11 protein-coding genes are annotated in these 12,790 nt (G+C 70.8%); 6 read left to right on the top strand and 5 right to left on the bottom strand.

The features are described from left to right. Positions 1–150 precede the first annotated feature (150 nt). The 3 genes from ACWD0F_RS13765 to ACWD0F_RS13755 all read left to right on the top strand — a co-directional run bounded on the left by ACWD0F_RS13765 (position 151) and on the right by ACWD0F_RS13755 (position 2,716). Complete coding sequence (locus ACWD0F_RS13765; protein WP_449875137.1) at positions 151–918, top strand: trypsin-like serine protease; 768 nt, start codon at positions 151–153, stop codon at positions 916–918. A 197-nt stretch (positions 919–1,115) separates the two neighbouring features. Next, the gene (locus ACWD0F_RS13760; RefSeq protein ID WP_449875135.1) at positions 1,116–2,078 is read left to right on the top strand and encodes an ankyrin repeat domain-containing protein; all 963 of its coding nucleotides are present in this window, start codon (positions 1,116–1,118) and stop codon (positions 2,076–2,078) included. 83 nt (positions 2,079–2,161) lie between these two features. Then, on the top strand, positions 2,162–2,716 hold the full coding sequence (locus tag ACWD0F_RS13755; RefSeq protein WP_449875133.1) for a dihydrofolate reductase family protein: 555 nt from the start codon (positions 2,162–2,164) through the stop codon (positions 2,714–2,716). Positions 2,717–2,776: 60 nt separating this feature from the next. Here ACWD0F_RS13755 and ACWD0F_RS13750 read toward each other — a convergent pair whose 3' ends face one another. After that, positions 2,777–3,769 (bottom strand): epimerase, encoded by a 993-nt coding sequence (locus ACWD0F_RS13750; RefSeq protein WP_449875131.1) that lies wholly within the window; start codon positions 3,767–3,769, stop codon positions 2,777–2,779. A gap of 154 nt (positions 3,770–3,923) precedes the next feature. Here ACWD0F_RS13750 and ACWD0F_RS13745 point away from each other — a divergent pair, with 154 nt between their 5' ends. Then, a complete protein-coding gene (locus tag ACWD0F_RS13745; protein ID WP_449875129.1) occupies positions 3,924–5,369 on the top strand; it encodes a protein kinase domain-containing protein in 1,446 nt (481 codons plus the stop codon). A 22-nt stretch (positions 5,370–5,391) separates the two neighbouring features. Here the strand turns inward: ACWD0F_RS13745 and ACWD0F_RS13740 are convergent, their stop codons facing one another. Continuing rightward, positions 5,392–6,495 carry an NAD(P)-dependent alcohol dehydrogenase gene (locus ACWD0F_RS13740; protein WP_449875127.1) on the bottom strand — a complete coding sequence of 368 codons (1,104 nt, stop codon included), beginning with the start codon at positions 6,493–6,495 and terminating at the stop codon, positions 5,392–5,394. 160 nt (positions 6,496–6,655) lie between these two features. Here ACWD0F_RS13740 and ACWD0F_RS13735 point away from each other — a divergent pair, with 160 nt between their 5' ends. Beyond that, positions 6,656–7,231: a helix-turn-helix domain-containing protein gene (locus ACWD0F_RS13735; RefSeq protein ID WP_449875125.1), complete on the top strand. Its 576-nt coding sequence runs from the start codon at positions 6,656–6,658 to the stop codon at positions 7,229–7,231. Further along, positions 7,228–8,487 carry an MFS transporter gene (locus tag ACWD0F_RS13730; protein WP_449875123.1) on the top strand — a complete coding sequence of 420 codons (1,260 nt, stop codon included), beginning with the start codon at positions 7,228–7,230 and terminating at the stop codon, positions 8,485–8,487. Before ACWD0F_RS13735 ends, ACWD0F_RS13730 begins: the two co-directional genes overlap by 4 nt. Before the next feature lie 31 nt (positions 8,488–8,518). Here the strand turns inward: ACWD0F_RS13730 and ACWD0F_RS13725 are convergent, their stop codons facing one another. The 3 genes from ACWD0F_RS13725 to ACWD0F_RS13715 all read right to left on the bottom strand — a co-directional run bounded on the left by ACWD0F_RS13725 (position 8,519) and on the right by ACWD0F_RS13715 (position 12,774). Beyond that, a complete protein-coding gene (locus ACWD0F_RS13725) occupies positions 8,519–9,025 on the bottom strand; it encodes a DinB family protein (RefSeq protein ID WP_449875121.1) in 507 nt (168 codons plus the stop codon). Between the two features lie 307 nt (positions 9,026–9,332). Then, on the bottom strand, positions 9,333–11,447 hold the full coding sequence (locus ACWD0F_RS13720; RefSeq protein WP_449875119.1) for a hypothetical protein: 2,115 nt from the start codon (positions 11,445–11,447) through the stop codon (positions 9,333–9,335). A 43-nt stretch (positions 11,448–11,490) separates the two neighbouring features. Then, positions 11,491–12,774 (bottom strand): MFS transporter, encoded by a 1,284-nt coding sequence (locus tag ACWD0F_RS13715; RefSeq protein ID WP_449875117.1) that lies wholly within the window; start codon positions 12,772–12,774, stop codon positions 11,491–11,493. Between the last annotated feature and the right edge of the window lie 16 nt (positions 12,775–12,790).

The following is a 12,790-nucleotide window of genomic DNA, read 5'->3' as shown; positions in this document are numbered from 1 at the left end:
AACGGACGGCCGCCACGGGGGCGGACAGCGGGCGTAACGCGCGAAGAAGCAGAGCGCCACCAAACGGCTCGTACGTAGATCTTTTGCACAGACTGTCATTGGATCAGTACCAGCAGGTAAACTCCGTGCATGCGTTTTGTCGCTTTTGTCATGATTGCCGTTGCCTGGATCGCGAGTCTCGCCAGCCCCGCAGCGGCCATCACCAACGGCTCCGCCGACGGCAACGCCCACCCGGAGGTAGGGGCGCTCATCGCCGACGAGGCATACTCGGACGGCACGTGGAGCTACTGCACCGGCACGCTCATCTCGCCCACCGTCTTCCTCACCGCGGCCCACTGCGGGGAGCCGAAGCAGAAGACCGCGCATGTTTCCTTCGCCGACAAGTACGAGGCCGGCGCCAAGCTCTACACCGGGCGCTACCTGGCCGACCCCCGATACCGGGACAAGGCCGACCTGCACGACATGGCCGTCGTGGTGTTCGACACGCCCGTCACCGACATCAAGCCCGCTCAACTGCCCACCCCCGGCCTGCTGGACGACCTCAAGGCCGACGGCAAGCTGCGGACCACGCAGTTCACCCCGGTCGGGTTCGGCATGATGCGCGCCACCCCCGGCTCGACCGAGAAGGCCCGCGGGGAGCAGCTCCGCAACGCCGACATCCGTAACCAGGCCTCCATCTCGTTCAAGGGCCTGACGTCCAAGTGGCTCGACCTGTCACCGAAGGCCGCCGACGACGGCAGCACCTGCTCCGGCGACTCCGGCGGCCCGAACTTCCTGGGCGGCCCCACCTCGCACCTCCTGGTGGCCACGTCGATCAGCGGAGCGGACGACGCCTGCCGGAAGACGAACTACGACTACCGCCTGGACACCGCCACGGCCCGCAGCTTCCTCGACGGGTACGTCACGCTGCCGGCCTAGTCCGACCGCTGACGCGGGTCCCGTACCCGCCGGTCAAGGTCAGACGCCATCGACCTGACGTGCGGCGATGACCGTCCCGCTCATGGTGGCCGACGGGCTCGGACCTCAAAGGGTTACGACGCTCACTGGGCAACCCCGAATCTGTCGGCCTCGTACGCCATGATCAACGCTCCGACCTCTACCTGTTGAGGAGCGCCATGGCCACCAACGACGGAGCCGACTGGTCCAAGGTCAACTACACCCACTGGACGGATCTCAGCCTGATCCGCGGCCTGCTCGACGCGGGCGCGGATCCCCACGCGGGCGTCTATCTCAACGTCCGGCCGTTACACGCGGCAGCCGAGTACGGCTCCCCCGAGGTGGTCGCGGAGTTGGCCCGGCGGGTGGACGACGTCGACGCGGAGCACGAAGGCCGTACGGCGCTCTGGACAGCCGTCTTCGCCGACCGCCCCGGCAACGCGCGCGTGCTGCTCGAAGCCGGAGCCGACCCGTCGCGGCCGATGATGGCCGGCTGGTCCCCCGCACGGCTCGGCCTGGCCACGCCCACCCCCGATCTGTTCAGCCGCTCTCCCGACGAGGCCGGCCTGACCGCCGCGGAGGCGGCGGCCGTGACGGAGGCCAGGCGGTTGATCGCCGCGCTGGGCGATTTCGACTACGACGGCCTGAGCCTGGCCTGCGTGGCGGGGATCAACGCGGCCGAGGCCGTACGGCGCCTGGGAGCCGAGCCGGCCGACCCGGACGAGATCGAGGAGATCATGGATGATCCCTGGTCGGACCTCGACGCCAACGCGGCCTTCGTCGGCGTCACGGACGTGCCCGGCGGGTGCGTCGTCACCCAGCCGTGGGGATACACCGCATCGGACCCCGGCGTCACCCAGCTCCTGTCGGCGGGCACGGTGTGCTACGCGATGTACGCCAACCCCAAGAGCGGCAACCAGGGCAGCATGACCCGTGACGGCGTCATCGAGGAGTGGGACGATCATCCCGGCGGCGGCAGCGTATCGCCCGGCAACACCGCCGAGGAGATCCTGACCATCTACCTCTACGACGGCGAAGCCCTGGCCGACCGCTGCGCCGGCGCGGGCCTGCGGCTGACCGACGCACGGGCGATCACGGGTCCGCCCGACCTGTGGCTGAAGCTGCCCCAGCACCTCTGCTGAGTCACCTTAAGCGGGGTGGAAGAAGACCGTAAGTCCCGCCCGGCACTGTTGACTCGTAACAGACCCCCGAAAGGACGCCTCCCATGCGCAAGCTCAAGCTCCAGGTGCAGACCACCGCCGACGGCTACATGGCCGGCCCGAACGGCGAGATGGACTGGATGACGTTCCCGTGGACCGACGACCTCAACGCCTACATCGACGCCCTCACGGCGCCGGTCGACACCATCGTCCTGGGCCGCAAGCTCGCCGAGGGCTTCATCCCCGCCTGGGCGTCCGGACCCGAGGGCGAGAGCAAGGAGGCCATCGCCTGGATGAACGGCACGCCCAAGGTCGTGATCTCGGGCAGCCTCACCGAGTCCCCTTGGGAGAACGCCGTCGTCGCCGGCGGCGACCTCGGCGAGGCCGTGCGGAAGCTCAAGGCCCAGCCCGGCGGCGACCTGATCGTCTACGGCGGCGGCACCCTGGTGCGCAACCTGATCGCCCAGGAGCTGATCGACGAGCTGCACCTGTTCGTGAACCCGACCGCGATCGGCGAGGGCATGCCCGTCTTCGGCTCCCGGCGGCAGCTCAACCTCGTCGCCGCGCGGCCGTTCGACTGCGGGGTAACCGCGTTGCACTACGAGCCCAAGCGCCCCTGAACGCGTCATCGTGCGGCCTGCCGGACCTCGCGCCCGGCCGGCGAGAGCAGGGGGCGGGCGTCATGCGCGGGCGAGGGCGTCGAGCAGCTCGCGCTCGCGCCGGACGCTGAGACCGGCGCGCCGGTCCCGCTCCAGACCCTGCTCACGCTCCCAGCGCAGCGTGTCGGCCAGCATCTCCTCCCGGGGGCGATGCGAGAGCCCCGCCGCGAGCGCCGCGGCCCCGCTCCGTGCCGACCACCCTTCCCAACCGGGCTCGACCACCCACATCGGCAGCGACTCCGCCCCCATCCATTCCGTCACCCCGTTGGCGAGTAGCCATGCCGAGGCGGTGGTGACCACCGGACCGGTGTGCCCGCCGGCCACGCGGGACAACTCGACCCACTTCCCGAACGGGACGACAGGACCGACCGCGTCGTACGTGCCGACGATCCCCTTCTCCGCGGCGTCGAGCAGCCAGGCGGCGAGGTCGCGCGCGTCGACGGCCTGGGTCGCCGCGGCCGGCTCATCGGGGACCAGCAGCGGCCCGCGCGGATCGCGGGCGGCCCGGGCCACCCAGTAGCCGGAGCGCCCGCTGTGGTCGCCCGGCCCGCCGATGAGACCCGCGCGCGCGATCAGGAGGCGGTCGCCCACGACGGCCGCCGACGCCTGCTCGCAGGCGACCTTCGCCTCGCCGTAGAGCTCCTTGCCGACCTCGCCGAGATCCGTCGGGGCGAGGAGCGTCGTGGACTCGTCCGCGTCCTGCGTGGCATGGGAGGCGTAGGCGCTGACGGAGGAGACATAGGTCCAGTGCCGGGCCCTGCCGCCCAGCGCGTCGAGCGCGGCCCGGACGAAGCCCGGCTGCCAGGAGACCTCGATGACCGCGTCCCAATCGCGGCCGAGCAGCGGATCATAGGCCGAAGCGGCGCCCCGGTCGGCGGCCACCAACGTCGCGCCGTCCGCGACCTGCCCGCTTTCGCCACGGGCCAGGCACGTCACCCGGTGACCGCGCGCCAGCGCCTGCCGCGACACCTCCCTGCCCAGCCATGCCGTTCCACCCAGAACCAGAATCTCCATGGCAACACCTAAGCACCACGATCACCACCCGCCCGGCCGGATTCACTCACAGCGGACCCACTCCGCTGACAGCGGACACCTCCACGGCGAGCGCACCGGAGCGGCGGTCAATATGATCACTGCTGTTGCGATGATCCGGCGATCGGGAGCCTCGATGAGCGACCCCGGCGGCTTCGGCCCCCTGGAGATGGACGAGCGCGAGACGATCGGGCCCTACCGCATCGTGGGCCGGATGGGCGCGGGCGGCATGGGGGTGGTCTACGCGGGCGTCGGCCCGGACGGCGCCCGGGTCGCGGTCAAGGTCATCCATCCGGGGTTAGCCGCCGACCCGCACTTCCGCGACCGGTTCGTCCGCGAGGTCGATCTCCTGTCCCGGGTACGCGGGCGCTGCACGGTCTCGGTGCTGGCCGCCGACACCGCCGCGGCGCCGCCCTGGCTGGCCACCGAGTTCGTCGCCGGCCCGACCCTCGGCACGTACGTACAGGACAACGCGCCGCTGCGGTCGGATCAGCTGCTCTCGTTCGGCGTGGACATCGCCGAGGCGCTCACCGACATCCACCGGGCCGGCATCGTGCACCGCGACCTGAAGCCCGGAAACGTGATCCTGTCCGGCTCCGGCGCGAAGGTCCTGGACTTCGGCATCGCCCGCGCCTTCGACGAGAGCGGGCTCACCGGCACCGGCGCGCTGATCGGGACGCCCGGCTGGATCAGCCCCGAGCAGTACCGGGGCGACCAGGCGAACGCCGCGGCCGACGTCTTCGCCTGGGGCGCGCTGATGGTGTACGCCTCGACGGGACGACCGCCGTTCGGCACCGGAGCCCCCGACGTCCTCGCCTACCGCGTCATGAGCGTCGACCCCGACCTGTCCGGGGTGCCCGCGCACGTGCGCGACCTCGTACGCGGCGCGCTCGCCAAGGACCGCGCGGCCAGGCCCACCGCGTCCGACCTGCTCAGCGCCCTCAGGACGGGCACCATCCCCCTGCCGAGGCAGGGCAGGCACCTCGTGATCCCGCTGTGGCCCGCCGCGGCCGTGGTGGTGGCGATCGTGGCCGTCGGCGCGGTGTTCGCGGCGAGCTCGGCGGGAACACAGGGGGCGCTCCAGAGCCCGAGCGACTCACCCGCGTCCACCCGCGCCGAAAGCCCGGAACCGGACACGAGCGAGACCCCGGAGGAGACGCCCACCGAGAGCGACACCCCGGAGGAAACGCCCAGCGAGACCGACACCCCCGAGGAGACGCCCACCAAGACCAAGTCCCCCAAGGAGACGCCCACCAACGACAGGACGAGCACCCGCAGCTCGCCCGCCGCCATACCGTGCGTGTCCGCGAGCTCGATCATCCGCCAGGCCAGAGTCCTGAACGGCGGCACCCTGCCGTCGGACGTCAGGGTCGCGCGCAAGCTCTGCGCAGGCACCTGGGTGGCCGCCGAGCTCGACTCCGCCGGCGTCGGCGGCATCAAGCTGATCGCGAAGCGGAACACGACCTCGTTCGTCGACGCCGAGATCGGCAGCAACTTCTGCTCCGTGGACAACGGGCCGGCCCTGCTCGCGAGCGCGCCGGGCAGCATCAGATCCTTCCTCTGCCCCAACGGCTTCGGCTGACCCGGCGCCCGCTCCCGGCGTCTCAGGCGAAGGTCAGCACGGGTTTGAGGGTGTTCCCCTTCTCGGAGTCCTCCACCGCCTGGTTGATGTCCTCGAAGGCGTACGTCCTGATCAGCCTGTCGAACGGGAACCGGCCCTGCCGGTGCAGGTCGACCAGCTTGGGGATGAACCGGCGCGGCACGCTGTCGCCCTCGACGATGCCGCGCACACTCCGGCCGAACAACAACGAGGACATGTCGAGCGAGACCTCGGTGCCGAGGGCCGCGGCGCCGATCACGCCGCAGGTGCCGCCGTTGCCGAGCGCGTCGACCGCCTGGCGCAACACGCTGGGGACCGCGGTGGTCTCGATGGTGTAGTCGAAGCCGAGGCCGCCGGTGAGGTCGCGCAGCCGTTCCACCGGGTCGTCGAGGGCGGCGTCGATGGCGTGGGTGGCGCCGAGCTCCCTGGCCAGTTCGAGGCGCCGCTCGTTCAGGTCGATGGCGACGATCGTGGAGCAGCCCGCGATCACGGCCGCCATGACCGCGCTGATGCCGACCGAGCCCGCGCCGAAGACCGCGATGTCGCTGCCCGCCGGGGGGTCGAGCGAGTTCAGCACGCCGCCCGCGCCGGTCTGGACGCCGCAGCCCAGCGGCCCGAGCAGCTCCAGGGGCGCGTCCCTGTCGACCTTGACCACGTTGCGCTCGGTGGCCAGGGCATACGTCGCGAACGAGGACTGCCCGAAGAAGACACCATGCACGTCCGCGCCACCCTCCCGGCGCAGGGGCGAGCTGCCGTCGGGACGCGCGCCCGCGAAGTTGCGGGCGAAGAACCCGTCACAGTACGCGGGACGGCCGTGATCGCACATGCGGCAACCGCCGCAGGAGTTGAACGTGAGCACGACGTGATCGCCGGGCGCCACGTAACCGACGCCGCCGCCGACCGCCTCGACGACCCCCGCCCCTTCGTGGCCGAGCACCGCGGGCAGCGGCACCGGATACCACTGGTCGCGGACGATCAGGTCGGTGTGGCAGACGCCGGAGCTCACCATCCGCACGAGGACCTCGCCCGGCCGGGGATCGTCCAGCTCAAGCGGGGTCAGGGCGAAGGGAGCGCCTCGGGTCTCGGTCAGGGCCGCTGTGATACGCACGGTACGACTCCTCTGCCAGTGGGTCTTCTCATCGGCAACATAGGCCCAGGACGCCCGCCCCGCCCTCGGACCGGCAGTAACACTTCCCTGCGCACCTACAACAAGAAACCTTGTACAAGGGCTGTTGCACGAATCTTGTTGTACAACTACGGTGAGCGCCATGTCGTCCCACGAGAGTGCTTCCATCACCGACTCCCGGGTGCTCGCCGCCATGGCGCACCCCGCCCGAAGACGGCTGCTCGACCTCCTCAAGCTGAACGGCCCGGCCACCGCCAGCATGCTCGCCCAGCACACCGGAGAGGCCGTGGGCAACGTCAGCCACCACCTGCGCACGCTGGCCGGCGCCGGCCTGATCGCGGAGGCCCCCGAGCTGGCCAAGGACCGGCGCGAGCGCTGGTGGCAGCGGACCTCGCAGACCCTGTGCTGGTCCTCCGCCGACTTCATGGCGGACGCCGCCGGAGAGGCCATCGCCCGCGCCCTGGAGTCGCTCAACCTGGATCGGCAGACCGGCCACGTGCGACGCTGGGCCGACCAGCCCCAGTCCGAGCAGGAGCGCTGGCAACGCGGCCCGTTCTCCACCGAGACCTGGCTGACCGTGACCGACGAGGAGCTGGCGGAGTTCGCCGCCGAGATCACCGGCGTGATGAACCGCTGGTCCGAGCGGGAGATCCCCGAGGACGGGCAGGAGCGCGCCACCGTCTTCACCTTCGCGCGCGGCGTTCCGGCGCAGCCATGACCACGACCACCATCCGGCCGCCCCGCTTCGGCCTGCTGCGTCAGCGCGACTTCCGGCTGCTCTGGATCGGCGAGAGCACCAGCAGCTTCGGCAGCGCCGTCACGAGCGTCGCCCTGCCGCTGGTCGCGGTGACGGTGCTGCACGCCTCGGCGTTCGCGGTCAGCGTGCTCGCGGCGGCGGCCTGGCTGCCCTGGCTGCTGATCGGCCTGCCCGCCGGCGCGTGGGTGGACCGGCTGTCGCGGCGCACGGTGATGCTGGTCGCCGACTGGGTGTCGATGGCCGCCTTCCTCAGCGTGCCGATCGCGGCGTTCCTGGACGTTCTGACCACCGTTCACCTCATCGCCGTCGCTCTGACCACGGGCACCGCGAAGGTGTTCTTCACGACCGCTTACCGGGCCTACCTGCCGTCCCTGGTCAGCGGGCCGGACCTGCTGGAGGCCAACGCCAAGTTGCAGGGCAGCGAGCAGGTGGCCAACCTGGCTGGTCCGGGCATCGCCGGGCTGCTCGCCCAGCTCTTCTCCGCGGTCGGCGCCCTGATCGTGGACGCCGCCAGCTTCGCCGTGTCGGCGCTGTGCCTGATGGGCGTCAAGCACGTCGAGACGATCGAACCGCGCCCCCGGCGCCGGTTGCGCAGCGAGATCCGCGAGGGCATGCGCACGGTGATCGGCGACCCGCTGCTGCGCGGCAACATGTTCTACGGCTGCGTGTCGAACCTGGCGCTGACCGGCTACCAGTCCCTGATCGTGCTCTTCCTGGTCGGCGACCTCGCCCTGGCTCCGGGCACGACCGGCGTGCTGATCGCCGCCACCAGCGTGGGCGGCGTCATCGGCGCCTTCGCCGCCCGTCCCCTGGCGGCGAAGGTGGGCAGTGCGCGAGCCGTCCTGCTGGGCAAGGCCGGGCTGGCGCCGGCGGGCCTGCTGATCGCGTGTGCCGACCGGGGCGCGGGCCTGGTGCTGTTCGTCGTGGGCAGTCTCGTCATCATCGGCGGCATCGTCGCCGGAAACGTGATCTTCTCGGGGTTCGTCCAGACGTACGTGCCCTCCGAGCTGATGGGCCGGGTGAGCACCAGCGTCCAGGTGGTCAACTTCGGCGCCATCCCGCTCGGCGCCCTGCTGGCGGGGACCCTGGCCACCGCGTTCTCCGTACGGACGGCTCTGTGGGTGATGCTGGGCCTGTTCGCGCTGAGCGGGCTGATCCTGCTGGCCACCCCGCTACGCCGCCTCCGCGACCTGCCCGCGCACACCCTGAACGGCTAGGTGAAGGGCTTCGGATCCACTCCGAAGCCCTTCACAGTCCGGTGGCGCCGTCGATGAGTTCGCGCAGGATGTCAGCGTGCCCGGCGTGCTGGGCGGTCTCCTCGATCATGTGGATGTAGATCCATCTCAATGACACCTGACCGAGTCGCTTCGACGGCACCGCGTCGTCGAGCGTGAATCCGGCGGCGATGTGCCGGCTCTCCTCGCACACCTTGTCGTAGTCCGCGATGAGGCCGTCGAGAGTGTCCTCCGGACCCAGCTCCCAGCTCTGGTCATCCCCGCGGGAGTTGCCGGGGATGTCGGCGGGATCACGCTGCGCCAGCAGACGCTGGAACCAGTTCTTCTCCACTGCCGTCACATGCGCGATCAATCCTGCCAAGGTCGTCAAGGACGGCACGACCCGCCGTCGGGCGTCCGCTTCGGAGACCCCGGTGACCTTCGCCTTGATCTCCCGGCGATGACAGTCGAGGAACGCCTCCAGCACCTCCCGTTCGGTACCGGTGCTGACAAGTTCTTCGGGCCACAACGGCTCGGACACGAATGACACCTCCGTCTTGCGGGGAACGGGACAGGCTTACGGCGCCAGGCCGGACAAGATCTGCGATGTGCGGTCAGGAACGCGGGGATGAGGGTGCCTGGCCGAGCGGGCAGCGGCTCGCGTCTGGGCGGCGGTGGCGGCCCAGACCGGCTCGGATGCGACCGGGCGCGCCGGACAAGGTTCGTGACGAACCGATCGTGAGGAAGGCTCGCGAGCTAGATGTACCAGCAGGCCCCCTAGGGGGTCCTACCTGGATTCGAACCAGGTGAGAAGGAAGCCCGCGAATGGCCTCACGATCTTCACTTTATCAGGCGGGGATCAGCTCGTGCAGCGTCCCCGGCGTGTACACCCGCGCGTTCGCCGGCAGGTCGGCCGGCGCCCGCAACCCGATGAACGTGGTGTGCTCCGCCGACGAGCTCTTCGTCCGCAGCAGGCCGGCCAGATAGCGGACCCGCAGGTGATCGCGTTCGATGATCGAGCGCACCAGCAGGGAAGCGGTGACGCGGTTGCCTTCCACCTGGTTGAAGCCCGGGCGTCCCTTCAGGTAGAGGTGCAGCCACTTCGCCTGCCAGCGGCCGTCGTCGCCGCGCACGAAGGCGAGCGGCAGCGCGATGCCCCCGGAGCCGCGCAGATCGGACTTCATCCGCACGGTACGCGGCTCGAACGGGCGGCCCTCCTGCTCGGCGTCCCTGGTCATGAATCCGAAGAACACCTCGGCGACCTCGTCGAACGCCTCCCCCGTGAAGATGTTGACCTGCGGGATGATGATCGGCCGGGTCGCGTCGGCCAGCCGGACGTCGATGAACTCCGACGCGCCGTCCGCGGCGTCGATGAGGTCGCCGGAGTATCGGGCGAAGCCGTTGGTGTACCTCGTCCACGAGATCTGCTCGGGATCGCCGTAGGAGGCGTCCAGCATGAGCGCGGACAGGTCGTAGTCGGTACGACGCTCGGCCTGCCGCCAGTGCACGAAGAACCGCAGCAGCTCGCCGTCCACCGCCGACACCGAGCCGCGCGGCAACATCCCCAGCCCGGGCACGACGGCCTTGCCCGACAGCGGCAGGGCGACGTCGAGCACGTCGGGATCGATGATCAGCTCACCGGGGTCGGGCAGGCGGCGGGTGATCTCCTCATCCAGGATGGCGACCGCCCGCGACAGAACCTCCTCGCCCAGCGGCGGGCGGTCGTCGGAGGCCGCCCACGCTCGGCCCTGCCGGTTGGTGAAGATGCGACCGGCGGCCGGGGCGAGCCGGTTCTGCAGGTGCTCGCGCAGCGAGAGCAGGACCCGCCCGGACGCGCCCGTCGCGGCCCGCTCCGCGGCGTCCAGCACCGCCGGCGCGGAGTGGCCCGACCTCAGCAGGTGGTCGAGCCGGCGCAGCAGCGCGCCGGGCGCGTGCTCCAGCAGGTCGACGGCGTCGCCGATCCGCCCGTCCGACAACACGGCCTCGACGCGGCTGTCGAAGCCCGCGGCCCGGCGCACGCCCCTGGCCACCTCGAAGACGTGGGCGGCGCGGGGGAACTTCGGGTATTCGTGCGGGTGCAGCCGCTCGCCGAGCCGCTTCCACGGCTCGCGGTGCCGTGACACGTCGCCGAGCTTGGCCGGGGTGGCGACGGCGTCCAGAGCCTGGAGCAGGATGCGGCGTTCGGCGCGGCGGAACGAGCGGAACCTGGTCGGCCTCGTCAGCGTGACATCGCCACCGGAGACACCGCAGGCCAGCCGGAGCACGTCGGTCACGGTGTCCACCAGCAGCGGCCGTCCTGCCGCCAGGCGCACCTCGTTGACGACGGCGCGGTTCTCGCGCACCGGGATGCGCTCCGGCTCATCGGCGCAGAACGCGGCCAGGGTACGCAGCGCCGCCAGGTCCTCCTCCGCGAGCGGCGCCTCGGAACCCGCGAGCGAGAAGTAGAGCTCGCGCGCCTCCGCCTCCAGGCTCGCGCCCAGGTCCAGCACGGTCACCCGGTCGCCGGCGAGCGGGACCAGCTCCGCGTGCGCGGCCAGCAGATCGGCGTAGCCGTGCTGGTAACGGCCGTAGCCCGGCAGCGCCAGCAGGTTCAGCGTGGCCGGCTGGACGCGCGTGGCGGCGACCGGATCGAGCAGGGCCTCGCGCAGCAGACCCGCCCAGAACTCCACGGTGTCGGGCACGTTCTTGGGGAAGTCGATGAAGTAGGCGTTGTGCTGGACATGGTCGCCCACCAACGTGCGGACGGCGGCCAGAACGCGGACGCCGAGATCGACCACGGTCTCGCCGCGCAGCCCCGCCAGACGTTCGAGCAGGGCCGCCGAGCAGGTGAAGCCGACACTCAGCAGCGCCGCGTCGAGCTGGCGGGCGGCCACCTCTCCCCATCCCGGATGAGCATCGGCAGGCTCGTCCCCGATCGGGACGCGCAGTCGCCGGACGATGATGAGGTCTTCCAGATTGTCCACTGGCGCACCTTATAGGGAGAGTACGGCTTCCAGCCGTGATTTTCTAGCCAGAGGCCCTCGCTCTGCCCGCGTCGGCCTGAGCGGTTTCGGCCGGTTCGTCTGCCCTGGGGTCGTCTCTGATCTGCCACACCGACGGAACGAACAGGGCGGCTACGGTGGCGAGAGTGGCCAGGACCGCGCCGGCCACGAGGACGGTGCCAGTGCCGAATCGCAGCGCCGCGGGTCCGGCGAGACCCATGCCCAAAGGGGCCGCCGCGAGCGAGCCCAGCATGACGACGGAGCCGGCCCTGGCGATGAGATGGTCGGGTACGTGGCGCTGAAGGGTGCTGGTCTGCAGAACGTTGTAGATCACCAGCTCCAGACCGGCCAGGAAAGCGGCCGGCAACAGCAGCCAGAGGGCGGCGGGCACCGCCAGGAGCACCGGCAGCGGCGTCATCAGCAGGAACACGGCCAACGTCGCACCCACGGGACGGGCAGGCTTCCATCGAACCGCGACCAAGCCGCCGGTGAGCCCTCCGACGGCGTACGCGACGCCGATCGCGGACCAGGCCGGCGCTCCGCCGAGCTGCTCGTCCGCCACATACGGGCCGAGCACCAGGAACGGCGCGACCACGACCAGGTTGGTCAACGCCACATGGACGACCGACACCAACAACCACGATCGCCCGGCGACCTCCGCGAGACCTCCCTTGATGCCGGCCAGCAGCCCGGTGCTCGCCGCCAGGCGCTGCGCGGCGAGCGCGCGCGGAAGCCGCGACAGAAAGGCCGCACTCACCAGGAACGTGGCCGCGTCGACCAGAATCGCCCACCCAGGTCCCACGGTCGCCACCAGTGCTCCGGCCACGCTGAGCGCCAGGATCGAGGTGATGCTGCGCGACATCGACAACAACGAGTTGGCCTCCTGCACCCGTTCCCTGCCCGCGAGCGAGACCACGAGGCCGACGGAGGCGGGATTGAAGAGGGCGGATCCCATGCCCGCGACGAGTTGCAGAACCACGATCATCCAGATGTGGGCCGTCCCGCTGAGGAGCAGCGCCGCGGTGGCCCCCTGGGCGAGGAAGCGCATCAGGTCGGCGACCAGCATGACGTCGCGCCGGCAGAAACGGTCGCCGAGGACACCGCCGAGCAGGCTCAGCGCGATGATGGGGATCCGGGTGCTCAGGATGACGAGGCCGAGGTCGGCGGGCGATCCGGTGAGGTGCAGGACGGCGAACGCGATCGCCAAAGGGGTGAGCGCGTCCCCGAACGTCGAGGCGGTATGCCCGAAGTAGTAGCGGCGGAAGTCCCGGACGGTCAAGGGCGCGAGCGCCTCGCGGATCGGTTTCACCGAGTCTGCCGGTGTT

The organism is Nonomuraea sp. NPDC002799 (genome assembly GCF_053592075.1).
This window is presented reverse-complemented; position numbering and strand designations above follow the sequence as displayed.